This window comes from Janthinobacterium sp. FW305-129 (assembly GCF_020858115.1).
Classification (GTDB): domain Bacteria; phylum Pseudomonadota; class Gammaproteobacteria; order Burkholderiales; family Burkholderiaceae_D; genus Janthinobacterium.
The window spans coordinates 1-25,358 of sequence record NZ_JACYMM010000005.1 but is presented as its reverse complement, the minus strand read 5'-3'; the positions used below and the strand labels follow the sequence as shown (position 1 = coordinate 25,358).

Below are 25,358 nucleotides of genomic sequence, written 5' to 3'. Positions count from 1 at the left end.
CGCTTAACGGTTGGCGGCGATGGCGGCCAGCTGCTGGGTCAAATAGGATTGCATGCCTTGCAATTTATTCAGGGATACATCCAGGCGCGAATACTGGGCGCGGTAGCGCGCTTCGATGTCGTTCAGTTTGTCACTGAACTTGTCGCGCTGCGTCGCGATGTTCTTGATCGTTTCGTTGAGACCCTTGGAACGGTTGGTGATCATGCCGTCCGTGCCGAGGAAGGAGGTGGCCAGGTTGTTGAGCTGATACGCATAGCCTTGCGAAAAGCTGACGGTGCCGCGCGCACCGGTGGTGCCGCCCGTGACTTCAATCTTCAGGCCCTCGGCCGGCGAACCGGCGGCGCCCGTCAGGGTCTGGCCCGAGCCGATCACCGGTTGTCCGCCCAGGGTGCCGGCCACGTCCGTGCCCTTGACGGGCGTGGCGGCGCCGAACAGGGCGGTCGGCGCCGTGCCCGTGCCGGTGCTGACGGCGATATTCGAGACGGAGCCATAGCGGGCCGATGCCAGCACCAGTTTGCCCGCTCCATCGATGGAGGCCGACACGGTGGCGCCGTTGTCGGCAAAGGACTTCACGCCGTTGATCGAGGACTGGATCATCGAGGCCATCTGCGCAGGGGTGTAGGTGCCGGCAGGAATGACGACCTGGGCCGTGTTCTTGGCAGCGCTGGGCTCGGTATCGTTGAGCGTGATGCTCCAGGTGGTATCGCTGGCAATTGTCGTGCTGGCCGGCAATACGGCGGCCGAGGTGAGCGCACCCTGGCTGGCCATCGTGGTGATCGTCAATTCATAGCTGCCGGGTTTGGTTGCGGCGGTCGAGCTGGTAAAGGCCACGTTGCTGTCGCTGGCCTTGCCGAGTGCCGAGAACAGGCCGGCGATGTCGGTGAAGTTCGCGCTGATAGCCTTGTCGAGCTTGCTTGAGTCCAGTGTCAGGCTGCCATCTTTCTGGAAGGAAATGCCAACCTGGCTCAAGGTGCTCAGGTTGCTGTTCAAGCCGGTAATGGGCGCACCGAGCTGCCTGCGCAGCTGGCTCTGGATCGATTGCGCGGTCGAGTCGCCCAGCAGCACGCCGCCCTTCTTGGTTTCCGGATCATAGGCCGTCATCTTGGCCATCGCCGTATTCAGGTCGTTATACGCCTTGACGAAGGCATTGATGCTGGTCTTGACGGTGGAGGTGTCTTTTTGCACCGACAAGCTGGTGCTGCCCACCTTGGCTATGCCCAGGGTCACGCCTTCGATGGCCGTATCGACGCTGTTCGACGCGCTGGTGATGGCGATGCCGTTGACGCTGAAGTTCGTGTTTTGCGCGGCGCTGTTCTGTTTCAGGTTCTGCGTGCCGCCCGCATCGTACGACAGCAAGTCGTTCAGGGCGCTGTCCGGCGGCAGGCCGTCGCTGCCGCTCAGCGAGATTTTCATGGCCGAATTGGCACCCGTTTTCGAGGAGCTCAAGACCAGGTGGTAGGGCTTGTCCGTGCCGTCCGAAACGATGCTGGCGGTGACGCCCAGGCCCGCGTTGTTGATGGCGTCGCGGATGCCTTGCAGGGTGTTGTTGGTGGCGTCGATTACCACCGTGCCCGTCGCCTGCGTGCCATCCTGGGTAAAGTTGGTGTTCATGTAGGCGCCACCGGAGCCTGCCGTCAGTCCGGCCGCGGCCGGATTGCTGCCGGCGATGGTGATGGGGCTGGCATTGCCCGAGGCCAGGTTGATGGTGCTGGTCAGCGTCACGTTCGAGCCGTCATTGACCGAGTTCGAGGCATGGCCGATGCCGCCCTTGACCGAGCCCGTCACCACTTCCTCGATATTCAGGTTGGAACCGTCGGCGCGCGTAAATTTCAGCGTGCCGTCGGCGGCCTTGCCGGTGACGGTGATGTTGGCCGCGGCCAGCGCGTTCGAGACGGCATTCGGGCCTTCGAGCGTCGTGTCGAGCGAGGCCCCCGTGATGCCGGCGCCCGCGGCGACGCCGTTCCCCTGGGTGACGATCTCGATGCCGCCCACCGACAGCGAATACGTGCCGTCCGCGCCCGTTTCGATATTGCCGAAGCCGCTGAACATGGTCGCGCTGCTTTCAGTCGGCTGGGCCGTGGCGGTCACGCCCGTGGTGCTGCTCTTGGCGTTGATGGCGTCGGCCAGGGCGCGCGCGCTCTTGGTGCTGGCGTCGGTGGGGATGGCGGTGCCATTGAGGATCAGGGAGCCGTTGCTGATGCCGCTCTGCGCCGTGGTGGCGCCAAGGGCGGCGCCCTTCAAGCCGAAGGTGCCGCCGGCGACCGAACCGAGCTGGAAGGAAATTGTCGTCTTGCTGCCCAGGCCGATGGTCGACAGCTTGTTGGCCATGCCGCCCGACATCAGGGTCTGCGACTGAGCCAGTTGCGTGACATTGATGTTGTAGTTGCCGGCCACGGCCTTGGCGCCGGCGCTGGCCGTCAGTACGAGGGGATCGGCGGGCGTGGCGCTGACGGCGCGGAAGTTGTTGGTGTTCGAGAGCGCCGACAGCGAACTCTGGAAGGTGCTGACGGCGCCGCTCAAGGTGCCCATGGCGCTCAGCTTGGCCTGGTAGGAAGCCGTTTTCTTGTCAAAAGTACCCAGCGGTGCCGCTTCGGCCGTCATCAGCTTGTCGATGAGGGCATTCACATCCAGGCCGCTGGCGCCGGCGCCGATGCCTATGGATGAAAGTGTAGGTGAGATGGCCACTGAATACTCCTAGGAAAACGCTAATATAAGCTGTTATCGGCAGAATCAATCAGGACTTGAGAGGGGGATTTACCGCGCTGTTTTCAGCGGGCGGAAAAAATCGGGGAAGAGACCGGAGAATGTTGCTTTTGCCGCAATAAAAAACGGGGCCGGATAGCCAGGCTATCGGGCCCCGTGGTCATGCCGATGCATACTGCCACGCTGCTGCATGTCCGTGGGCGAGGTCATCTTATGCGCTTTGACTGATCAGTGAACCTTTGGCCGAGTCAAAGGTCTTGGCCAATTCCAGCGCTTCCCGGGTGGGAATCTGGCGCAGCACTTCCTTGGTTTCCTGGTCGATGACCTTGACGACCGTACGCTGGCTGTCTTCGTCGATGGAAAATTCAATGCCTTGCGTTTTTATCTGCGACGACTGGTTCAGCTCCGATACCGCCTTGTTCAACTGCTCGCGGCTGGGTTCCTTGCTGGCTTGCTGTGGTGCAACCGTGTCGTTTTCCGTAGCCGTGCGTGGCGCTGCCGGGCGCGCCGCCGGCGTGTCCGTCGCGACGTAACTCTTGTCTATCCTGGCCGCGGAGGCGGCCGCTATCGTGTCGATAGTCATGGTGCTCTCCTAGTGAAAATTCCCCTGCCGAAAAAATCCGGCAGGGGAATCAGAGTCCTACGCTGTTGCCTGACTAATCGGAGATTAGCCGCGCAGCAGGCTCAGGACGCCGTTCGGCAGCGAGTTCGCTTGCGCCAGCATGGCCGTACCAGCTTGTTGCAGGATCTGGCCGCGGGTCATGTTGGCCGTTTCCGATGCAAAGTCGGTATCGACGATGCGGCTGCGCGATGCGGACAGGTTTTCCGTGGTCGATTGCAGGTTGGAAATTGCCGACGAGAAGCGCGACTGCAAAGCGCCGTACTGGGCGCGTTGGCTGTTGACCGTTGCCAGTGCTGCGTCGGCAATTTTAATTGCCAGCTGCGCATTGTCAAAGTTCGTCACGTCCAGGGTCGACACGGAGTTCAGGGTCGAACCTTGCGCCGTTGCCTGGCCGATCGCCAGACCGGTGGTGGTCGTTTCCGTCACGGAGAAGCTGTTTTGCGAGTCGAAGGTCACGCGGCCGTTGACCGTGGCGGCGTCGGCTGCGGTGATGATCGACTGCACCGCTGCTTGTACTTTGCCGTCAGCCTTGTAGCCATCGACATCGAACTTGACGTTGGCCGTCGTGCCTTGCGTCAGGCCGATATTCTCGCCCGATGCATTGGTCAGCTTCATGCCCTTGTTGACGCTGTCGTACTGGGCGGTCACGCCGGTCTTGGCCGTTTGGGCATTGATGGCGTTGATGCCTGCCGCATAGTCGGCTGCGGTCGAAGCCGTGCCGCTGACGGCGAACGACACGGTGACAGGCGCCGTGCTTGGGTTGTCCGACGTGATGGCAAACGAATACGATTCGGCGCCCAGGTTCAGGTTCACGTCCGTTTGTGCCGAGGCGGTCACGCCGGTTTTCGCCGTTTGGCTGTTGATGTCGGCGGCGACGGACTTGGCCGTGCTGCCTTTGACGCCGGCTGCTGCCGCCGTCGTGTCGACGGTGGCGGTGCCGATGGAGCCGGCAATCGTCAGCTTGCCGGCGGCTGCATTACCCAGTGCATCTTTTTTGACAGCCGATGCATCGTTGGCGATACGGTTGTTGCCGTAGGTATTGGTCAGGAAGTTCGCGCCGCTGGCGGAAATCAGCTGATTGGCATCGGCGCCGACCTGGAAGTTGGCCGTACCCATGGTGCCGTCCAGCAATGCCTGGCCGTTGAACGAGGTGGTTTGGGCGATACGGTTCAATTCCGAACCCAGCTGGCCTACCTCGGTTTGCAGCGCCTGGCGGTCGCTCGACGAGTTGGTCGAGTTCGACGATTGTACGGCCAGTTCGCGGATACGTTGCAGGATGTCGCCCGAGCTTGCCAACGCGCCTTCAGCCGTCTGAGCCAGCGAGACGCCGTCGTTGGCATTGCGGGTGGCTTGGGTCATGCCGCGGATTTGCGACGTCATGCGGTCGGAAATCGCCAGACCAGCAGCATCATCTTTGGCGCTGTTGATGCGGAAGCCGGAGGACAGGCGTTGCAGCGAGGTGCTCAGGGCCGACTGCGAGGTCGACAGGTTGCGTTGCGAATTCAGGGACGAGATGTTGGTATTAATTACTGCAGCCATGATAATTCTCCAAACAGGTACTACATTGCGCTATGTGCTAGTCACTTTGGCCTGCCCCGCTGTTCCGGGACAATCAAGCCGCTGTTGTTTAGGGTAACGGTTGCTCTGCGGGAAAATTTATGGCGAAAAGTGCTTTAAATTTTAATTTTTAGCCCTTCAGTTTGCCGCCAGCCGCGCGCTAGACGACAGGTTTTAAAGAAACTTGAGGGTAAAAATAGTTTTATTTTTATATCGCAGGGATACTGGCGAAGCGCGGGAACAGGAGAAAATGTTGTTGTTTTGAAATGAAAAATGCCGTCCGGCCGGGCGGCGGGACGGCATGGCATGCAGCGGGCCGGACTCAGTCGGCCACCACCACGCGATTCTTGCCCGTCTGCTTGGCCTGGTACATGGCGCGGTCGGCGCGCTTGACGAGTTCGGCCTGGTCTTCGTTGGGCAGGCGCAGGGCCACGCCGGCGGAAAAGGTGATCAAGACTTTTTCGTTGTCGTGCAGGAAGAAATGCCGGGTCAGCTCGCGCTGCAACCGCGTCATCGTCGACGAAGCCGCCTCGACCGTCGTTTCCGGCAGCAGGATGAGGAATTCCTCGCCGCCGAAGCGGGCGATGACGTCCATCGAGCGCAGGGTTTCCTTAACGATCTTGACCAGGTGTTTCAAGGCGGCATCGCCGGCCAGGTGGCCATAGGTGTCGTTCAGGCGCTTGAAGTCGTCCAGGTCCAGCATGGCGATGCACAGCGGCGTGCCGCGCCGGTCGGAGCGGGCCGTCTCGCGCTCGAACACGTCGTCCAGGCCACGGCGGTTCAGGCTGCCCGTCAGCTGGTCTTCCCGCACCAGTTCGCTCATATGCTGCAGCTTGGCCTCCAGCGTATGGATGCGCTGTTCCGCGTCCTGCACTTCCTGGCGCGCCAGCACCATCTTGTCGCGTGCGCGCAAGGCCTCGTTCTGCACCATGCGCGTTTCGCGCAAGACTTCGTCGAGAACGCTGTTCAATTCGCTGATATTTTCCGCCTGGCTGATCTTTTCCGAATAGCCGCCGATCTTTTCATGGAAGTCGCCCGTGCTGGCCGCCACTTGCCCCAGGCGGTCGATGAAGGTCATCATCATGTTTTTGACCGTCAGCTTGACGTCGGACAAACTATGTTTGAGCTGGCTTTGTTTGTAGATGACTTCCTTCAGGCTGCGCGTGGCGTCTTCCAGTGCGCGCTGGTCGAGCGGACCGGCGATCAGGTTTTGCACGGCATCGACCTGGCCGCGCAGCCAGCTGTCGTCGTCGAGCAACTGGCTGACGTTGTCGAGTAGTAACTTGAACAGGCGCAACAGCAATTCCTGCTGCTCGGCCGTGTCGCCGCTTTTCAGTTCGATCTGGTAGCACAGCTGCTTCAGGCGCAGGGCCGCTTCGTTCAGCGCCTCTTCCGTGTGCGCCTGCTTGATGGCCGCGCCCAAGGACTCCGCCTCTTCCACCAGTGCGGGCGTGCCCGTCAGCAAGGTGGCGACGGCAAAACCGAGGGTGCGGCTGAGCAATTCGCGCAGGGTGCGCGTCTGTTCGCCGTCCGGCAGGGGCGGCAATTCGATGCCGCCGCCTTTCTTGACCTGTTTCTCGGCCAGCTGCGCCAGGGTGCGCGCATAGCTGTCCCAGTCGCGCGCTTTCAGTGCCCGCTGGAAACGCTTGCCAAAGTCACCCAGTTCGCCCGCCGATTCGCTCATCTTGGCGGCGAATTGCGTCAGGACGTTTTCCGCGCCGCTCTCCGTGGGTGCGCTGGCGGCCAGCACGACGCCCGGGGCGGCAGGCGTATCGGCCGGTTCGCTGATGCCGGCGATTTCATTGTAGATGTCGCGGTAGGCGCTCGGCGTGGGGGCGATGCGGCGCGTGGCCAGGCGGCGAAACGCTTCGCGGGCGATATCGGCCGGGTTCATCGCCGCAGCGGCGGCGGTATTCGTGGTGCCAGCGGGAGCACCTGCTGGTGAAGATGGCAATTTACTGGACATGTAGGCACAGCCTTTTCAGATATTTCTCATTATCCTCATGATATGCGAGTTGGCAAAGAACTTATTGTGCGAGAAGCAAGGAGAAGTCCTGTCAATTCGCCCGATGCCAGCGTGCATGCCGCTTTGCCGTCAATCCACGAGCTGGTTGCGGATGGCGTAATGCGTCAGTTCGGCGCTGTTCTTGAGTTTCATCTTGACCAGCAGGCGGGCGCGGTACTCGCTGACGGTTTTCACGGACAATTTGAGCTCTTCGGCGATGGCGCCCACCGCCTTGCCCGAAGCAATCATGACCAGCGTCTGGTATTCGCGGTCCGACAGGGTGTCGTGCAAGGCCGTTTCGTGGTCTTCGCCCACCGTGTTGGCCAGTTCCTGCGCCAGCGAGGCGCTGATGTATTTCAAGCCTTGCGCCACCTGGCGGATGGCCGTGACCAGCTCGCGCGGCGCGCTCTGTTTCGTCAGATAGCCGGCCGCGCCCGCCTTGAGCGAACGGATGGCGTACTGGTCCTCGCGGTGCATGGAGAGCATCAGCACGGCCAGTTCCGGCTTTTCTTTCTTGATCTGCTTGAGCACTTCGATGCCGCTGCGGTCGGGCAGGGAGATGTCGAGCAGCAACACCTGGCATTTCGAGCCGCGGAACAGTTTGATGGCGTCGTGGCCATTTTCGGCTTCGCCGGCGACGATGATGTCGCGCGTATCGGCGAGGATTTGCTTCAAGCCCTCGCGCACGATCGCGTGATCGTCGGCGATGAATACCCGGATGGTGGCTTTTTCTTTCATGACTGCGTTGTTTCCTATCTGAATCCCTGCACCGGCGGCTTCCCTGTGGACTTAGGGCATGCCGCTTTGCGCTGGTGCGCTGGCTGCAGCCGCTATTATCGCCTCTCGCGGCGTGGTCAGCCGGATTTTTATGCTCAGGATGGTGCCGCCGCCCGGCCCGTCCATCAGGCTCAGGGTGCCGCCCAGCGCGCTGGCCCGTTCGGCCATGCCGCGGATGCCGAACGACTGCGGCTTGGCGCGGTCGGACAGGCGCATGCCGACGCCATTGTCGGCGATGGTCAGGCTGATATGCTGGCGCTGCCGGGCCAGGCGCACGCTGACCTTGCTCGCCTGCGCATGCTTGGCGATATTCGTCAGCGCCTCCTGGGCGATACGGAACAGGCTGGTTGCCTGGTCCAGCTCCAGTTCGATGTGCTGGCGGTTGGAAATGAACTGGCACTCGATGCCGGCCTGGCGCGCGAATTCCTTGACTTGCCAGTCCAGCGCGGCGACCAGGCCCAGATCCAGCATGGAGGGGCGCAAGTCCAGCGAAATGCGGTGCACGGCGTCGATGCTGCGGTCGACCAGGGCATCGACATAGTCGGCCTTTTCCTGCAGCAACGCGTCGTCCGGCGGCAGGCGGCGCGCCAGCATGGCCAGCGCCATCTTGATCGCCGTCAAATTGCCGCCCAGGTCATCGTGCAATTCGCGCGCCAGGCGCGTGCGTTCGTGTTCCTTGACCTTGTCGATATGCGCCGTCAGCTCGGCCAGGCGGGCGCGCGACTGGCGCACTTCGATCTGTTCCAGCCGGCTTTCCGTGATATTCGTCATGATGCCTTCCCACTGCACCGTGCCGTCGGCCAGCGCGCGCGGCGTGGAGCGCAGGTTGATCCATTTGACGTCCTTCCAGGCATCGATCCAGATGCGGCCTTCCCAGTTCCAGCTCCACAAGGCGTTTTTTGAGGCTTGCATCGACTCGAGATACGAGGCGCGGTCGTCGGCCAGGATCAACTGGTAGAACAGTTCCGGGCGCGCGTGCAGCTGTGCCGGCCCCAGCCCCAGCAGGGCCTGGCAACCATCGCTCAGGTAAGGGAAGGCGGCGCGCCCATCCGCATGCAGGCAGAATTGGTACACGAGGCCCGGCGTATTCGAGACGATGGCGTTGAAGCGCGACTGCACCTGCGCCAGCGCGGCGGCCGTCGCCTGCGGCGTGCGCAAGTCTTCGCCCTCGGCCAGCAGCAGGGCGCGCCCCTGGCGCTGGGCGCGCGACAGGTGCAGGCTGAGCGAATACAGGCTGCCATCGCGGCGCCGTTGCTGCACGTGCAGCCGGGCTTGCGCGCCGATGCTGTCGTCCAGGGCGGCCAGCACGGTGGCCAGCTGCTGCGCCTCGAGCTGTGGCGCCAGCGCGAACGGCGTCATCGCTAGCAATTGCTTGCGAGCATATTGCAGGTTGTCGCAGGCGGCATCGTTGGCGTCCAGCAATTGCAAGCTGGCCGCGTCGTACAGGTAGATTTCCGGCGCCGCCGCGCGCAGGGCGGGGGCCAGCCGGGGCGTGTCGTGCATGGAGTTGCCTTTCTTCATCAGCGGCGGGCGCGCCAGAAGGCGGCGAAGCGGCGCAGCACTCTTGCTGGGCGGGAATTATGGCGTCCGGGCGTGCCCTTGCGCAAGCGTTGCCACCAGGCGCGGCGGGCGCGGCCCAGCGCGGCCGACAGGCGGCTGACGCGGCGCCATGGGCGCGTGGCGCGCAGGCGGGCGATCCAGCGGTCCTTGGTTTCCATAAATAAACCGTGCCAGCGGGCGAACCACGGCAAGCTGAGCAGGGTAGGGCGCGTCAGCGAATACAGGCGCGCGACGGCGGCCGCGCCGCCCAGCTTGGCGATGACGATCACGCCGATGCCGGAAAACGCATGGCCGCGCGCGATCGCCAGCAGGGCCAGCAGCTTGACGGGGAACAGCAGCACGGCCGGCAGCACGAAGATGGCCAGCGCCCAGTACGGCGGCAGGCGCTTGATCCACGCTTCGAGTGCATGCAGGGGTGGAAATTGCGCGATGACCTGCATGATGCGCGCACCCGTCGCCCACAGCCATTCCTCGATCAGCAGGCAGATGGCGGCCAGGTAGACCAGCGGCGCGAACAGCCAGCGCCTGACTCTGTAGAATTTTTTCATCCGTCTCCGTGTGGCGCCCCGGTATGGCTGCCATGGCCTCGATGATACGATAAATCGGTGTGCCCGGCAGTCCTTGACGGGGCTACAATAGACAGATGAATAAAGCCTTTGTAAAAGAATCCGACAACGACGACGATGAAGAAGCGGCCGCGCTGGCGCTGGCCATTCCCGCCGGCGCCAAGAACTACATCACGCCGGCCGGCTACCAGCGCATCAAGGAAGAGTTGCTGCAGCTGATCGACGTCGACCGTCCGGAAGTGGTGCGCATCGTCCATTGGGCGGCGTCGAATGGCGACCGCTCGGAAAATGGCGACTATATCTACGGCAAGCGCCGGCTGCGCGAAATCGACCGCCGCATTCGTTTTCTGACGAAACGCATGGACCTGGCCGCCATCGTCGACCCTAGCGTGCACTACGGCAACGACCAGGTATTCTTCGGCGCCACGGTAACTTACCGCACCAGCGACGGCGAAACGCACACCATCACCATCGTCGGCATCGATGAATTCGACCCCCTGAACGGCAAGATCAGCTGGATCTCGCCCATGGCCCGCACCATCACCAAGGCGCGCGAAGGCGATTTGATCACCCTCAACACGCCGCAGGGCGAGCAGGAGCTGGAATTGCTGGAAGTGACGTATCCGGCGCCGGGGGAAACTTGAGCTGATGCTCGCGGCATGAAAAAACGGCTGGGCAGAGAATCTGGCCAGCCGTTTTTTTAATTGCGCTCCCGGAGTATTCGGTTGACCCCGGCGACCCGGCGCACATTGCGCAGCAGGGCGGCCAGGTGGACGCGGTCTTTCACTTGCACGGTGAAGCACAACTGGTCGAGGACGTTGTCCTTGTCTTCGTCCATGCCTACATAGATGATGTTGGCGTCGGATTCGCCGATTTCGGCGGCGACGCGGGCCAGGATGCCCCGTTCGCTGTTGATCAAGACCTTGATGCGGCAATCGAAGCGGCGGTTCAGTTCCGTGCCCCAGCGCACGGCGATCCAGCGGTCCGGTTCCTTGGCGCGCTGGCGCTTGGCTTGCGAGCAGTCGCTGGTGTGCACCAGCAAGCCCTGGTCGCGGCGTAGCTGGCCGATGATCTGGTCGCCGGGAATCGGCAAACAGCATGGCGCCAGTTGCACGGAGACGCCTTCGCTGCCGCAGATGGTGACGGGATCGAGTTCGCTGCCGCTATTGTGTTCCACGGGCATGCTGGCCGCTTCGCCGCCGATCAGGCCGAAGATGTGGCGCGCCACCAGGGTGGCCATGCGCTTGCCGATGCCGATGTCCGCGTACAGTTCGTCCATGGAATTGGCGCTCGATTCGTTGAGCAGGCGTTCCACCAGCGGCGCCGGCAGTTCGGCGTCGATGTTCAGCGTTTGCAGCGCCTGCGACAGCAGTTGCTGGCCCAGGGCGATCGATTCAGGCAGGTTGATCGTGCGCAAATGGTGGCGGATGGCCGAGCGGGCCTTGCCGGTGCGCACGAACGACAGCCACGTCGGGCTGGGGCGCGACGAGGAATCGGTGATGATTTCCACGATGTCGCCATTGTGCAGCTCGGTGCGCAGCGGCGAGGTTTCGTTGTTGATTTTCACGGCCACGGTCTGATCGCCGATGCCCGTGTGGATCGAATAGGCGAAGTCGATGGCCGTGGCGCCGCGCGGCAGGGCGATGATCTTCGATTTCGGCGTAAACACGTAGACGGAATCGGGGAACAGGTCGACCTTGACGTGTTCGAGGAATTCGGCCGAGTCGCCCGTCTGCTGCTGGATGTCGAGCAGGGATTGCAGCCAGGCATGCGTGCGCTGCTGCAGGTCGGACGGATTCGATTCGCCGCTCTTGTACAGCCAGTGCGCCGCCACGCCCGATTCGGCCGTGCGGTGCATGTCCTGCGTGCGGATCTGGAATTCCACGGGCGTGCCGTACGGGCCGATGACGGTCGTGTGCAGCGACTGATAGCCGTTCAGCTTGCGGATCGCAATGTAATCCTTGAACTTGCCCGGCATGGGCTTGTACAGGCTGTGCAGGGTGCCCAGGGTTACGTAACAGTCGGCAAAGCTGCCCACCACCACGCGGAAGCCGTACACGTCCAGAACTTGCGAGAACGACAAGTGCTTGCTGCGCATTTTTTTATAGATGTCGTACAGGGTCTTTTCGCGGCCCGTGACTTCGGCTTCGAGCTCTGCCATGGACAAGGTGCTTTTCACCGCTTCCATGATCTTGTTGACCACTTCGCGCCGGTTGCCGCGCGCCGCCTTGACGGCTTTCGCCAGGGTGCGGTAGCGCATCGGGTACAGGTGCGAGAACGACAGGTCTTGCAGCTCGTGGTAGATATTGTTCAGGCCGAGGCGGTGCGCGATCGGCACGTACACTTCCATGGTCTCGCTGGCGATGCGGCGCTTTTTTGCCGCCGTCATGAAATCCAGCGTGCGCATATTGTGCAGGCGGTCGGCCAGTTTGATCAGGATCACGCGCACGTCGGACGCCATGGCCAGCAGCATCTTGCGGAAATTTTCCGCCTGCGCTTCGATCTGGCTCTGGAATTCGATCTTTTCCAGCTTCGACAGGCCGTCGACCAGGTGCGCCACCGGTGCGCCGAAGCGCTCGATCAATTCTTCCTTCTTGACGTCCTGGTCTTCCATGACGTCGTGCAGCAGGGCGGCCATGATGGCTTGCGCGTCGAGTTTCCAGTCGGCACAGATTTCGGCGACGGCGATCGGATGCGAGATATACGGCTCGCCCGAGCGGCGCATCTGGCCCAGGTGCATTTCGTCGGAGAAGCGGTAGGCTTCCTTGACTTTTTTCAGGTCGGCGGGGGACAGGTATTCGGCCAGCTTGTCGGCCAGGTGGCTGACGGAGGCCACGCCCAGGGCGGGCGCTGCGGGGGCGCCGCCTGCGGACGTGCCGGCACCGGGCGCGGAAGCGCCCTGCGATTTTGCCGCCTGGCGCGGGGCCAGGGGCGGCAGTGCTGCGGAAGTCGTGTCGGCTGGGGTCAGACTCATAAAACGTCGCGTTACTTCACAGTGTGAATAAAGGATACGGTAGAACCAGGGGTCAGCACTGTTCCGGCACGCGGGTTCCCAATTACATCGGGACCTTTTTCAGCATTTCGATGCCGACTTTACCGGCAGCAATTTCACGCAGTGCGACGACGGTAGGCTTGTCCTTGGCTTCGACCTTGGGGGTGTGGCCTTGCAGCAACTGACGTGCGCGGTAGGTTGCAGCCAGGGTCAGCTGGAAACGGTTAGGGATCTGCTTCAGGCAATCTTCGATTGTGATACGGGCCATAGTAACTCCTAAATTGTGTGCGTGGTGCTGTGTGAACTGGCGTGCAGAAACGATTATTCTGCGTGCAGGCCCAGCTGGGCGAATAGCGATGCGTTGCGGGCCGCTTGTTGCGCAAACCGGCAACGGGCCGCTCTCACGATCGCGCTCAGTTCGGACAAAGCGACCGTAAACTCTTCATTGATAATAACATACTCGAACTCGGGAGCGTGTGCGATTTCGCCGCCGGCCGCCAGCAGGCGGCGCGTGATCACGTGCGGCTCGTCCTGGCCGCGCTTGTTCAAGCGTTCTTCCAGCGCATCGATCGATGGCGGCAGGATGAAAATGCCGGCTGCGCGGGGGAATTGCTTGCGCACCTGGCGCGCGCCCTGCCAGTCGATTTCCAGCAGGATATCGGTGCCGGCCAGCATTTGCTGTTCCACCATGATGCGCGAGGTGCCGTAGTAATTGCCATGCACTTCCGCCCATTCCAGGAATTCGCCCTGGTCGGCGCGCGCGACAAAGTCTTCCGCGGTCGTGAAGTAATACTCGCGGCCATGCTGCTCGCCCGGACGGGGTGCGCGGGTGGTGGTCGAGATCGATAGCTTGATGCCGGGCTCTTGCGCCAGCAATGCATTGACCAGTGTCGATTTGCCGGCGCCCGATGGCGCGGCGACCACGAACAGGCTGCCGGAGAAGGCGGTAGGGTGGCTCATGCGGATCTTTCCATATGCGTGTGATGGCGGCGTTTGCGCTTGCATGGGCGCCGCCCAATTCGGTATTTTACCAAGAGGCAAGGCGGCGAGCCAGCCCCGCGATGCGCGAGGCTGCCAGGCTTGCGCATATTTTGCTTGTTATCTTGAGGAAATAGTTATTTAATTTGGAATGGTTTTTTCTTAATAACTATTTAAGCGACAGGATGTGCGCATGAAAAATTTCCCGTTCCTCAGTTCTTCCCAGGCCATGCTGCTGCTGCGGGTGGCCATCGCCGTGATGTTCATGGCGCACGCCATCACGCGCATCGCCAATGGCACCATTCCGCGTTTTGCCGGTTTCCTGGAAGACAAGGGATTCATCTACGGCCTGGCCGTGGTGTGGGCGATTACCGTCGTCGAGATCGTATGCGGCAGTTTGCTCATCATCGGCATCTACACGCGCTGGGCGGCGGCCGGGCTGATGGTGATCTGCGTCGGCGGCATCGCCATCGTGCATGCGGCCAAGGGGTGGTTCGTGGGCGAGCATGGCGCAGGCGGCGTGGAATACAGCATCGTCCTGTTTGTCGCCTGCGTCGTCATCGCCGCCAGCGACAAGGGGCGCGCCGGAGCGCGCCTGGTCTGAGGCGGGAGCGCTTATTCCAGGTTCTGCACCTGTTCGCGCATCTGCTCGATCAGCAGCTTCAGGTCCATCGAGGCGTCGGCCAGTTCCTTGACGGACGCCTTGGCGCCCAGCGTGTTGGCTTCGCGATTGAGTTCCTGCATCATGAAGTCGAGGCGCTTGCCCACTTGGCCGCCCTTGGTGAGGATGTGGCGCGTTTCGCCCAGATGGGCCGACAGGCGCGCCAGTTCTTCGGACACGTCGATGCGGATGCCGTACAGGATCACTTCCTGGCGGATGCGTTCCATGGCGTCCTGGCGCGACAGGGCCGAATTCGAGCCCTGGCTGGCCAGGCCCAGCGCATCCTGCATGCGCTCGATGGCTTTTTGCTGGAAGGCCGCCACCACTTGCGGAATCAGGGGGGTGATGCGCTTGACGATGGCTTCCATCGCTTCGATGCGCGACACCAGCACCGCTTCGAGCGCCGCGCCTTCGCGCTTGCGGCTGTCGACGAAGGCGGCCACGGTGCGCTTGGTCAGTGCGCCCACGTCGGCCTGCAGGGACTCCTGTCCTACTTGCGCTTCTTCGATGACGCCAGGCCAGCGCAGCAGTTCGGCCACCGTCATGACGGGGGCGGAGACGAAATGCTGGCCCACTTCGTTTTGCAGGCGCGCCAGTTCGGCCAGCAGGGGCACGTTCAGCGCCTGCGTGCCGGCGGTGGCGGCCTTGCGGCCAAAGCTCAGGCGTACCTCGACTTTTCCGCGCGTGATGGCGGACATGACGGCGGCGCGCAAGTCGGGCTCCAGCGCCCGCAGATCGTCGTTGATCCGGAATTGCAGGTCGAGAAAGCGCGAGTTGACGCTCTTGATTTCAATTGTCAGTGTGCCTGCAGCACCTTCGCTGGTGGCAACCGCGTAGCCTGTCATGCTTGAAATGCTCAAAGGATTCCCCGATTTGGTCTTGTATACAGTCACTTATACACTTAATCAGCCAGCACAGGCAATACCGCCCGCGCCGCAAAACAGGACCGAAGTGCCCGATGGCCTGAAAATTGCTGAATAGTGTGCGTTTTACGGCATTGTAAAGAAAATTGTGTTTGGCGGGGCAGGATTGTAGGGATCATGTGTGCACCGCCCGCCATTGCGCCCTGCGCTGTTGCATGACTGCAAATGGACGGGCGCGCGGTGGTAAAATCGCTGCCGCAACCCCAATCACACAGGACATCCCCATGACATTCGAATCCCGCCCGAGCGGCCGCGCCGTCGACGCGCTGCGCGCCATCCGCATCACCCGCCAGTACACCAAGCATGCCGAAGGCTCGGTGCTGATCGAGTGCGGCGACACCAAGGTCATCTGCACCGCCAGCATCGAAGACAAGGTGCCGGGTTTCCTGAAAGGCAAGGGCCAGGGCTGGTTGACGGCAGAGTACGGCATGCTGCCCCGCTCGACGCACACGCGCATGGACCGCGAGGCGGCGCGCGGCAAGCAGTCGGGCCGCACGCAGGAAATCCAGCGCCTGATCGGCCGCTCGCTGCGCGCCGCCTTCGATTTGCAGGCGTTCGGCGAACGCACCTTGCACCTCGATTGCGACGTGATCCAGGCCGACGGCGGCACGCGCACGGCCTCGATCACGGGCGCCATGGTGGCCGCGTATGACGCGTTTTCCCAGCTGCAGGCGCGCGGCGCGATTGCCGCCATTCCCGTGAAAAGCTTCGTCGCCGCCATCTCGGTGGGCGTCTACCAGGGCATGCCGGTGCTGGACCTCGACTACGTGGAAGACTCCGGCTGCGACACGGACATGAACGTGGTGATGACTGAGGCGGGTCACTTCATCGAAGTGCAGGGCACGGCCGAAGGCGCCGCCTTCGACCGCGCCGGCATGAACCGCCTGCTGGATCTGGCGCAGGGCGGCATCGCCGACCTGATCGCCCTGCAAAAGCAAGCGCTCGGCATGTAATCTTTACACAGATTTACATGTGATTGCCCGCCGTGCCGGGCAAAAAACCCACATTTGCCGCTTTCCGCGGCAGCGGCGGGGCGAGGTGAGGGGGGCGCAAAAGGTTTACAATGTCGGCACTTCAACCGGACTACTGACATGACCCAACGCCTCATCCTCGCCTCCAACAACGCCGGCAAGCTCAAGGAATTCAACGAGCTGCTCTCGACCATCGGTTTTTCCGTCCACGCCCAGGGCGAATACGATGTGCCGGAATGCGACGAACCATTCCACACCTTCGTTGAAAACGCCCTGCAAAAGGCGCGCCACGCGTCGCGCCTGACGGGGCTGCCGGCGCTGGCCGACGATTCCGGTGTGTGCGTCAATGCGCTCGGCGGCGCGCCGGGCGTGTATTCGGCCCGCTATGCGGGCGAGCCGAAATCGGACGCGGCCAACAGCGCCAAACTGATCGCCGACCTGGAGGCGCATGCCGACAAGTCCGCGTACTATTACTGCGTGCTGGTGTACGTGCGCAATGCGGACGACCCGCAGCCCGTGATCGCCGACGGCCGCTGGAACGGCGAGATGATCGCCTTGCCGCGCGGCAACGGCGGCTTCGGCTACGACCCGCATTTCTTCATTCCCGCGCTGGGCAAGTGCGCGGCCGAACTGACTTCCGATGAAAAGAACGCGCTGTCGCACCGTGGCCAGGCCCTGCGCGCGCTGGTGGAAAAGCTGCGATGATCCCGATCAAACTGGTGGGCGCCGTTGCCAAATCTGCCGCCAAGGGGGCAGCCAAGCCCGCGCCGCAGGAAGGCATTTCCGGCGCGGCCGGGGCAGCGCTGAAGTACCTGCAGCCCGGCGCGCTGAACCTGACGGCTCTGCCGCCGCTGTCGCTGTACATCCATTTTCCGTGGTGCGTGAAAAAATGCCCGTATTGCGACTTCAACTCGCACGAGGTGCGCGGCGACTTGCCGGAAGCCGAATACCTGGCGGCCCTGCGGCTGGACCTGGAAATGGCGCTGCCGCTGATCTGGGGCCGCAAGATCCACACGATTTTCATCGGCGGCGGCACGCCCAGCCTGATGTCGGCGGCGGGCCTGGACCGGCTGATGTCGGACGTGCGCACCCTGCTGCCGCTGGAGCCCGATTGCGAAATCACCATGGAAGCCAACCCGGGTACCTTTGAAGCGGAAAAATTCAAGTCTTACCGGGCCAGCGGCATCAACCGCCTGTCGATCGGCATCCAGAGCTTCAATGGCCGCCACCTGCAGGCGCTGGGGCGCATCCACGACGATAATGAAGCGCGCCGCGCGGTGGAGATTGCGCACGCCAATTTCGACAATTTCAATCTCGACCTGATGTACGCGCTGCCCACGCAGACGCTGGACGAGGCGCGGCAGGACCTGGACACGGCGCTGTCGTTCGCGCCGCCGCACCTGTCGCTGTACCACCTGACGCTCGAACCGAACACCCTGTTCGCCAAGTATCCGCCCGTGCTGCCGGACGACGACGAGAGCGCCGACATCGCCGACATGGTCGCCGCGCGCGCCGCGCAGGCCGGCTACGGCCGCTACGAAGTGTCGGCGTATGCGCAGCCGGGCCGCCAGGCCAGGCACAACCGCAACTACTGGGAATTTGGCGACTATATCGGTATCGGCGCGGGCGCCCATTCGAAGATTTCGTTCCCGCACCGCGTGCTGCGCCAGGCCCGCTACAAGCAGCCGCGCGCCTACATGGACGCGGTACTGGCCGGTAACCCGGTGCAGGAAGAGCGCGAACTGGCGCGCGAGGAAATGGGCTTCGAGTTCATGCTCAATACCTTGCGTCTGACGCAGGGCTTTTCGCCGAACCTGTTCGCCGAGCGCACAGGCGTGGCCCTCAACGCCATCGAGCAGCCGCTGAATGCGGCCGAAGCGAAAGGCTTGCTGTACCGCGACCATCAGGTCATCCGCCCGACGGAACGGGGATTGTGCTTCCTGAATGACCTGCAGCAGATGTTCCTGGAAGACTGACGCTGCCTAGTGCGCGGTGGCGCCGCGCAGCCGTTGCAGCTTGGCCGCGTACAGCCCGTGTTCGCTGCGCGTGGTGCTGTTGTCCATCGCCAGTTCCAGCTGCCTGCCCGCCTGCGCCAGCTGGCCCATGCGGGCATACGCCTGCGCCAGCCAGAAATGGAATTCATGGTAGTAGGGGTCGCGCGCGATTTCGCGCTTGAACAGGCGTGCCGCTTCCTGGTAGTCGGCGGTTTCCATGGCGCGCTGGCCCAGGTTGAAGAAGTGGAAGGGGGGCTCTGGCTGCAGGGCCAGCAATTTGCGCCGCAGCAGCTGCGCTTCGTCCGCGCGTCCCAGGCCGTCGAGTGCCTGCGCCAGGTTGGACAGCAGCACGGTATTCGATGGCGAGCGTTCCAGTGCGTAAGCGAGCGTGCGCCGGGCCGGCTCAATGTCGCCGTGGCGCAGCTGGATGATGCCCAGGGTATTGAAGGCGCCCGCAAACGTGGGGTCTTGCCGGATGGCGGCGCGGGCATACCAGTAGGCTTGATCGAGCTCGCCGCTGGCCATGGTTTCGGCGGCGCGATTGTTGAGGTACATGGCGAGGATGGTCGCCTCGCTGATTTGCAGCGTGCGCTGGCCGGCGAGGTCTTCGCCAGGCAGGAAGTCGATGAGCAGGATGGCATCGGCGTCATAGCCGACCGTATTGCTGGCAGCACGGCGTTCCAGTGCGAGATTGACGTGGCCGGCAACGAAATACATGCCGCCGCTGCGGCTCCAGCTTTCTTCTCCCAGGACCGCCTGGTAGTGGACGTCGAGTCCCATTTCCTTGGCCAGAGCGGCCGTCATCAGCACCAGCGACAGGCAATTGCCGCTGCGCGCGTCGAACGCCTGCGCCGCCGTGCGCGTCATGGCGGCATCATATTCCAGCTGCAACCCGGCCCTGTTGCGCAGGGCATCGGCGAGGGCGCGGCGGGGATTCTTGCTGCGCGCCTCGCGCGCGATATCGACACGCACGTAGTGGCGCATGGCCTCGCTCATGGCAAACGCCTGCCGCGGGTCGACCGGTACGGTCGGCGCGGCAAAGCTGGCATCGTTGAAAAGGTCGGGTGGCGGCGCAGTGGTGGGCGCCGTGGCGCAGCCGGCAAGGGCTGCGCACAGCAGCAAAGGGGGCAGGAAGCCCCGGCGCAGGTGTTGGCTGATGCCGCTGATACATTTCATGTTCGTGCTCCCGCAGAACGATATCAGGCGCAACACGTATTGCTGCCGGTGGAGCGCCATGCCACCTGAAGCAAGTATCCTCGCGCGCCATGGCGCTGTCAAACCCTTTCAGCCGACGGCGCCGCCAGCCTTAGAACTCTTCCCAATCCTGCTCGCCAGCCACGTGCGCCTGGGGTTTGCGCGCAGGAGGCGCGCTCCGGGCAGCGATGCCTGGCTGCCGGGCGGTGGCGCTCCTGGCTGCCGGCTTGGCCAACTGGGCAGCCGCCGGCCGCGCGGCGCGTACCGGTGGCGCGGCGACCATGTGTTCGAGCTGGAAGCCCGCCGCCACCTGCGCCAGGCGCGCCGCCTGGTCCTGCATGCTTTCGGCCGCCGCCGCCGCTTCTTCCACCAGGGCCGCATTTTGCTGCGTCACCTGGTCCATCTGCGCGATGGCCTGGTTGACCTGGTCGATGCCCATGCTTTGCTCGGCGCTGGCGGCCGTGATCTCGGCCATGATGTCGGTGACGCGGCGCACGCTGTCGACCACTTCGCCCATGGTGCTGCCGGCCTGCTGCACCAGCCGCGTGCCGTTGTTGACCTGCTCCACCGAGTCGCCGATCAGGGTCTTGATTTCGCGCGCCGCGGCGGCAGAACGTTGCGCCAGGCTGCGCACTTCCGTGGCGACGACGGCAAAGCCGCGCCCCTGCTCGCCGGCCCTGGCCGCTTCGACGGCCGCGTTCAGGGCCAGGATATTCGTCTGGAAGGCGATGCCGTCGATGACGCCGATGATGTCGACGATTTTCGTCGACGCCGTATCGATGGCGCCCATGGTGTCGACCACCTGGCTGACGATGCTGCCGCCCCGTTCGGCCACGCCGGACGCGGCGACCGCCATCTGGTTGGCCTGGCGCGCATTGTCCGCATTCTGCTTCACGGTGCTGGTCAATTCTTCCATCGAAGATGCCGTCTCTTCCAGCGAACTGGCCTGCTGTTCCGTGCGCGCCGACAGATCCTGGTTGCCGGCGGCGATTTCGCCCGATGCCGTGGCAATCGCATTGGTGCCCGTCTGTACTTCCGACACCACCTTGCGCAGCGCCTCGTTCATGCCGTGCAGCGCGCGCATCAGGTCGCCGATTTCATCGCTGGCAGGCGTGCCGAAATGCGTGCGCAAGTCGCCGTTGGCGACTGTTTCAGCCACTTTCACGGCGGCCTTCAACGGCTGCGTGATCGAACGCGTGATCAGCCAGGCGCAGACGCTGCCCAGCGCCACCACCAGCGCGCACAAGGTCAGCAGCAGCGTAAAGCTGCGTCCATTGGCCGCCTCGATCGCATGCGCCGTGGCGTCGATGGCCTGGCGCTGCTGCGACAGCAGGGCCTTGACGTTGTTCTGGTACTTGGTGGCGGCAGGCGCGAAGCTGTCGCGGTAAGTGCTTTCCGCCTGCGCCGCGTTGCCGCTCTTGCGCGCATTCATCACCAGGGTCTTGGCATCCTGATATTTGACGCGCTCGGCAATGGACGCCTTGAAGATGGCCTTTTCCTCGTCGCTGACGAGCAGGGTTTCGATTTGCTTCAGCAGTTCGCCGCCCTGCTTGGTGCTGTCGGCGATGGTGTCGGCAAACACGCTCGACAGGGTTTCATCCGTGCTCCTGGCGATCATCGAAGTGCGCGCGATGGCCGAGTAAATCAACACGTACCAGTCCGATACGAGGCGTTCCTTGGCCAGCGGCTTTTCCATCATTTGCCGCGTCGCTTCGGCATTCACGCTGGCGCTGTACAGCGCGTACGAGGTAGAGATCACGGACAGCAGCAGCACCAGCGCGAAGCCTGCAGCGAGGCGCGTGCCGATACGGAGGTGGGAGAGGGCGTGCATGGTCGTAACTCCTGTCGCAGAGGGGATTTAAGTTGCCTGTGCGACATAGTATGCACTGATAAGTGACCAATAGGCGAGGGAAAAGCGCGCTTGTTTTTGCGCCTGTTGCAGTCTCGCCCGTGCTACAGGTCGAGCGCCTGGCGCAGGTCCGGCTGCTCGGCCCAGCGGGCGAAGGCGGCCGCCATGCGCTCGCTTTCCGCGATGGCGCGGCGCCAGTCGCGCATGCGCGCCGCGTGGTCTTGCCCGTAATGGGGGAAGTCGCGCCGGTCCGGCAGTTTGCCGTTCGGCAGGCTGGCCACGAAGGCGGGCGAGGGCGAGACGAGGATCATGTTGTCGAATGCGCTATCGCCGCTGCGCGCGCGGCGCCAGGGCATGGCCTTGTCCAGCCAGCCCGGCACGATATGGTCGGCAAAATGCGGGTACAGCACCAGGTCCGGTTCGCGCTGGTAGGGCAGGTGCAGATGGTAGTCGACCAGGCCGCCGTCCCAGTAGCGCCCGGGTGGCGCGCCGGCGATGTCCGTCACCGCATCGAGCACCAGCGGGATGGAACCGGAGGCCAGCAAGGCGTCGCGCAGGTTGTCTTGCGCCAGCGGCACGAAATGCGAATGAAAGGCGTCGAAGCGCGAACGCAGCCAGCTGGCGCCATCCGGCCCGGCATGGAATACCGCGCGTTCGAGCGAAGCGGCCAGACGCGCGCGCGCCACAGCATTGCCGGCGGCGGCCAGCAGGAAGCCGCGCCGGTCGCGCCACTTGCCCGGCTGCGCCAGCGCGCCGATGCCGCGCACGGCCAGTACCGACAGGCTGTGCTGCGCATGCTGCAGCAGCTGCGCATCCTGACCATCGAGCACGGCGTCGAGCAGGGCGCGGCAGGTGCGGCTGACGTGCGCCGCCCCGGGCTTGTCGGGATAGCGCTGGCCCACGTATGCGCGCACCAGGCGGCGCTGCGCGGCGACCGGGTCGGGGAACACGGCGGCGGCCATGCGCCAGGCGCCGATCGAGGCGCCGACGAAGTGGCGCGGACGCGGCGCCTGCGCCAGAAAATCGCCGAACAGCCAGCAGTCGAGCTGGTGCAGGATCAAGCCTTTCGGTCCGCCCGCGGCGGCTGGCACGATGGCGACGTCGAGCGCGCGCAAGCCGTTGTCGGCAATGCGGGCGCGGGCGCGGCGGCCCAGGCGGATGGTGATGGCGGACGAATTAAGCAACATGCGTGGGTGGCTGGTGGCGGTCGTTTATTGTAGCGCCATTGCGCCCGAGGGCGCTGCCATGCAAAAAGCGGCGCCGTGCACTGCACGGACGCCGCTTTTCTGCGGGGAGAGCCGGCGATTAACGCAGCGCCGCGATCATCTGCTTCAGCTTGCCGGAATCGACGCAGAAGGCGCGGATGCCTTCGGCCAGTTTTTCCGTCGCCATCGCGTCTTCATTCATCATGAAGCGGAAGGCTTCCTCGTTCAGCGACATTTGCACGATGTTGGTCGATGGCGCCGCTTCGGCGCTCAGCTTGCGCTCCACCGGCGCATCGCTGTCGGCCAGCTTTTGCAGCAGGTCGGGGCTGATGGTGAGCAGGTCGCAGCCGGCCAGTTCGAGGATTTGCGAGGTATTGCGGAAGCTCGCGCCCATCACCTCGGTCTTGTAGCCGAACTTGCGGTAGTAATTGTAGATGCGGCGAACCGATTGCACGCCCGGGTCTTCCGCGCCCACGTAGTCGATGCCCGTCGATTTCTTGTACCAGTCGTAGATGCGGCCGACGAAGGGCGAAATCAGCTGCGCGCCCGCTTCGGCGCAGGCGATGGCCTGGGCCAGCGAGAACAGCAGGGTCATGTTGCAGCGGATGCCTTCCTTTTCCAGGATGGCGGCGGCGCGGATGCCTTCCCAGGTGGAGGCGATCTTGATCAGCACGCGTTCGCGGGCAATGCCGGCGTTCGAATACAGGGCGATCAGGTCGCGGCCCTTGGCGACAGTACCTTCCGTGTCGAACGACAGGCGCGCATCGACTTCGGTGGAGACGCGGCCGGGGATGGTTTGCAGGATTTCCACGCCAAACGCGATCAGCAGGCGGTCGATGATCTCGGCGGTCGAGGCGTTCGGATGGTCGCGCACGGCCTTTTCCAGCAGCGGCTTGTATTCATCCTTCTGCACGGCCTTCAGGATCAGCGAAGGATTGGTCGTCGCGTCGCGCGGCGTGTAGGCCTGGATCGATTGGAAGTCGCCGGTGTCGGCCACCACGGTAGTAAATTGCTTCAGTTGTTCGAGTTGGTTCATGGCTGCACGGGAAAGAGTGAAGGGGCTTGCCGAAGTATTGTACCGAATCCATCGCAGGTGGGACCCACTATTGTCTTGTCTGTGCATTACTTGTTCAATTGAATCTTGCTTTTTTAAGAACTCGCGCATAATTGCCTGAACTTGTTTATTTTGCACATTGTTTTTATAAGCAATATGCGATGCCACCATTCAGATGAAGAGCATCCTTTTGACACAAGATATCGTTAGCGCATTGGCCGCCTTCAACGGCGCGACACGCCTGTATGCATTGTCCATCGGCAAGGATGACCAGGACAGCGGCCTGCTGGTCGAGGCCTTTGCCAGCGATGATCGGCTGCAGGAAGTCGGCGCGCGCGACATCATCGCCCTGTCCACCAGCGCCCATGTCGCGCTGGCGTCCCTGCTGGGCCAGCCTGCCAGCCTGCATGTCAGCCTGGCCGACGGCACGCGCACGTCCTTTTCCGGCTACATCAGCGCCGCCGCCATGCTGGGCAGCAATGGCGGACTGGCGCGCTACCGGCTGCGCATCACGCCGTGGCTGTGGCTGCTGACGCAGGCGCGAAACAGCCGCGTCTGGCAAGATCGGAGCGTGACGGCCATCGTCGACGAAGTCTTGCAGGCGTATGCGCCGCATGCACTGTGGCGCTGGAGCGACGAGGTCGTGTCGTTCATGCAGGAAGCGGGCGAACGCAGCTATTGTTGCCAGTACCGTGAGTCAGATTTCGATTTTATTCGTCGCCTGCTGACGGAAGAGGGGCTGGCCTGGCGGTTTGACGGTCAGACCCTGATCGTTTTTGCCGATAGCAGCCAGGCTTGCGCCACGCCCGAGGACGCCAGCAGCGCGCAAGGCGGCGGCTTGCGCTTTCATGGCGCGCGCGTGGGCGAGCCGGGTGACAGCGTGCAAGCCTTGCGCGCGCAGCGCAGCCTGCAGGTGGGGCTGAGTAGCGTGCTCAGCTACGATTACAAGGCGAAAAAGGCGGTCGCCGCCAGCGTACCGACGAATATGATTCTTGGCGGCAAGAACGCGCCGGTGCTGGAAAGCTACGACACACCGGGCCAGTACTGGTATGCGAATGGCGCCCAGGCGCAGCGCTACGCCCGCTTGCAGATGCAGTCGCACGAAGCGCGCGCCCAGCTGTGGCAAGCCCGTTCGACCGTGCGCACCCTGCGCGCCGGCACGCGCTTTAGCCTGACGCAAGGCCCGTTGCAGCCAGCCGACGGCGCCGCGCCCGAGTATGTCGTGCTGCGCGTGGCCAGCATCGGCGTCAACAACCTGCCGCTGCCGGCTTGGCAAGGACTGGCGGAACTGTTCGGCCCGATACCGGAATTGCTGGAGGAAACCGTGGCAGCGTGGGGTGCAGGGTTTCCCGATTTCGCCGCCGCGATTGCCCAGGCGCAAGCCAGCGGTTACGCCAACTGCATCGACATGATCAGTGCGGCGATTCCGTGGCGTCCGGCGCACGATGACGGCGAGGCGCGCCAGCACGCCACGCCGACGGCCCTGGGCAGCCAGAGCGCCATCGTCGTCGGCGCCGACGGCAATGACGTGGCCAGCGGCGCCGATGAGATTTACTGCGACAAGCTGGGCCGGGTGCGCATCCGCTTTCACTGGCAGCAAGAGACTGGCGCAACCTGCTGGGTGCGGGTGGCGCAGCGCGCGGCCGGCGGCGGCATGGGCAGCCAGTTTTTGCCGCGCATCGGCCAGGAAGTGCTGGTGCAATTCCTGGAAAACGATATCGACCGGCCCGTCATCGTCGGCGCCCTG

Annotated in this window: 21 protein-coding genes; 6 read left to right on the top strand and 15 right to left on the bottom strand. The window is 63.5% G+C overall.

Features of this window, described 5'->3' with window-relative positions:
* Positions 1–3: 3 nt before the first annotated feature.
* From fliD to IGS61_RS11155, 7 genes are all read right to left on the bottom strand, one after another.
* Positions 4–2,685, bottom strand: coding sequence for a flagellar filament capping protein FliD (fliD, locus tag IGS61_RS11185; protein WP_230539661.1), 2,682 nt, complete (start codon positions 2,683–2,685; stop codon positions 4–6).
* 229 nt (positions 2,686–2,914) lie between these two features.
* Positions 2,915–3,286: a flagellar protein FlaG gene (locus IGS61_RS11180; RefSeq protein ID WP_230539660.1), complete on the bottom strand. Its 372-nt coding sequence runs from the start codon at positions 3,284–3,286 to the stop codon at positions 2,915–2,917.
* An 84-nt stretch (positions 3,287–3,370) separates the two neighbouring features.
* Positions 3,371–4,864 carry a flagellin N-terminal helical domain-containing protein gene (locus IGS61_RS11175; RefSeq protein ID WP_230539659.1) on the bottom strand — a complete coding sequence of 498 codons (1,494 nt, stop codon included), beginning with the start codon at positions 4,862–4,864 and terminating at the stop codon, positions 3,371–3,373.
* Between the two features lie 340 nt (positions 4,865–5,204).
* Entirely contained in the window at positions 5,205–6,776 is a 1,572-nt protein-coding gene (locus IGS61_RS11170; protein ID WP_230539975.1) for a diguanylate cyclase, read from the bottom strand.
* A 201-nt stretch (positions 6,777–6,977) separates the two neighbouring features.
* Positions 6,978–7,625 carry a response regulator gene (locus tag IGS61_RS11165; RefSeq protein WP_152284694.1) on the bottom strand — a complete coding sequence of 216 codons (648 nt, stop codon included), beginning with the start codon at positions 7,623–7,625 and terminating at the stop codon, positions 6,978–6,980.
* A gap of 51 nt (positions 7,626–7,676) precedes the next feature.
* Positions 7,677–9,167: a sensor histidine kinase gene (locus IGS61_RS11160; RefSeq protein ID WP_230539658.1), complete on the bottom strand. Its 1,491-nt coding sequence runs from the start codon at positions 9,165–9,167 to the stop codon at positions 7,677–7,679.
* Between the two features lie 17 nt (positions 9,168–9,184).
* Positions 9,185–9,772 carry a hypothetical protein gene (locus IGS61_RS11155; protein ID WP_230539657.1) on the bottom strand — a complete coding sequence of 196 codons (588 nt, stop codon included), beginning with the start codon at positions 9,770–9,772 and terminating at the stop codon, positions 9,185–9,187.
* A gap of 95 nt (positions 9,773–9,867) precedes the next feature.
* Here IGS61_RS11155 and greB point away from each other — a divergent pair, with 95 nt between their 5' ends.
* Positions 9,868–10,434, top strand: a complete 567-nt coding sequence (gene greB / locus IGS61_RS11150) for a transcription elongation factor GreB (protein WP_230539656.1) — start codon at positions 9,868–9,870, stop codon at positions 10,432–10,434.
* A gap of 56 nt (positions 10,435–10,490) precedes the next feature.
* Here greB and IGS61_RS11145 read toward each other — a convergent pair whose 3' ends face one another.
* The 3 genes from IGS61_RS11145 to gmk all read right to left on the bottom strand — a co-directional run bounded on the left by IGS61_RS11145 (position 10,491) and on the right by gmk (position 13,742).
* On the bottom strand, positions 10,491–12,764 hold the full coding sequence (locus IGS61_RS11145) for a RelA/SpoT family protein (RefSeq protein WP_230539655.1): 2,274 nt from the start codon (positions 12,762–12,764) through the stop codon (positions 10,491–10,493).
* An 82-nt stretch (positions 12,765–12,846) separates the two neighbouring features.
* The gene (rpoZ, locus tag IGS61_RS11140; RefSeq protein WP_010400723.1) at positions 12,847–13,050 is read right to left on the bottom strand and encodes a DNA-directed RNA polymerase subunit omega; all 204 of its coding nucleotides are present in this window, start codon (positions 13,048–13,050) and stop codon (positions 12,847–12,849) included.
* Positions 13,051–13,103: 53 nt separating this feature from the next.
* Positions 13,104–13,742 (bottom strand): guanylate kinase, encoded by a 639-nt coding sequence (gene gmk, locus IGS61_RS11135; protein ID WP_077407781.1) that lies wholly within the window; start codon positions 13,740–13,742, stop codon positions 13,104–13,106.
* 211 nt (positions 13,743–13,953) lie between these two features.
* Here gmk and IGS61_RS11130 point away from each other — a divergent pair, with 211 nt between their 5' ends.
* Positions 13,954–14,364, top strand: coding sequence for a DoxX family protein (locus IGS61_RS11130; RefSeq protein WP_230539654.1), 411 nt, complete (start codon positions 13,954–13,956; stop codon positions 14,362–14,364).
* Positions 14,365–14,375: 11 nt separating this feature from the next.
* On the opposite strand, the gene IGS61_RS11125 is transcribed toward IGS61_RS11130, so the two are convergent.
* Positions 14,376–15,266: a YicC/YloC family endoribonuclease gene (locus IGS61_RS11125; RefSeq protein WP_219114751.1), complete on the bottom strand. Its 891-nt coding sequence runs from the start codon at positions 15,264–15,266 to the stop codon at positions 14,376–14,378.
* A gap of 302 nt (positions 15,267–15,568) precedes the next feature.
* On the opposite strand from IGS61_RS11125, the gene rph reads away from it, so the two are divergent.
* The 3 genes from rph to hemW all read left to right on the top strand — a co-directional run bounded on the left by rph (position 15,569) and on the right by hemW (position 18,291).
* On the top strand, positions 15,569–16,297 hold the full coding sequence (gene rph / locus IGS61_RS11120; protein WP_046685905.1) for a ribonuclease PH: 729 nt from the start codon (positions 15,569–15,571) through the stop codon (positions 16,295–16,297).
* Positions 16,298–16,435: 138 nt separating this feature from the next.
* Complete coding sequence (gene rdgB, locus IGS61_RS11115; protein WP_230539653.1) at positions 16,436–17,020, top strand: RdgB/HAM1 family non-canonical purine NTP pyrophosphatase; 585 nt, start codon at positions 16,436–16,438, stop codon at positions 17,018–17,020.
* Entirely contained in the window at positions 17,017–18,291 is a 1,275-nt protein-coding gene (hemW, locus tag IGS61_RS11110) for a radical SAM family heme chaperone HemW (protein WP_230539652.1), read from the top strand. The genes rdgB and hemW overlap by 4 nt, the downstream gene beginning before the upstream one ends.
* A 6-nt stretch (positions 18,292–18,297) precedes the next feature.
* Here the strand turns inward: hemW and IGS61_RS11105 are convergent, their stop codons facing one another.
* The 4 genes from IGS61_RS11105 to tal all read right to left on the bottom strand — a co-directional run bounded on the left by IGS61_RS11105 (position 18,298) and on the right by tal (position 23,593).
* Positions 18,298–19,485 (bottom strand): tetratricopeptide repeat protein, encoded by a 1,188-nt coding sequence (locus IGS61_RS11105; RefSeq protein ID WP_230539651.1) that lies wholly within the window; start codon positions 19,483–19,485, stop codon positions 18,298–18,300.
* Between the two features lie 130 nt (positions 19,486–19,615).
* On the bottom strand, positions 19,616–21,334 hold the full coding sequence (locus tag IGS61_RS11100) for a methyl-accepting chemotaxis protein (protein WP_230539650.1): 1,719 nt from the start codon (positions 21,332–21,334) through the stop codon (positions 19,616–19,618).
* Between the two features lie 122 nt (positions 21,335–21,456).
* Positions 21,457–22,539, bottom strand: a complete 1,083-nt coding sequence (locus IGS61_RS11095) for a patatin-like phospholipase family protein (RefSeq protein ID WP_230539649.1) — start codon at positions 22,537–22,539, stop codon at positions 21,457–21,459.
* 118 nt (positions 22,540–22,657) lie between these two features.
* Positions 22,658–23,593: a transaldolase gene (tal, locus tag IGS61_RS11090; RefSeq protein WP_099666887.1), complete on the bottom strand. Its 936-nt coding sequence runs from the start codon at positions 23,591–23,593 to the stop codon at positions 22,658–22,660.
* A 193-nt stretch (positions 23,594–23,786) separates the two neighbouring features.
* On the opposite strand from tal, the gene IGS61_RS11085 reads away from it, so the two are divergent.
* The coding region (locus IGS61_RS11085) for a type VI secretion system Vgr family protein (protein ID WP_230539648.1) at positions 23,787–25,358 on the top strand (1,572 nt) is incomplete at its 3' end.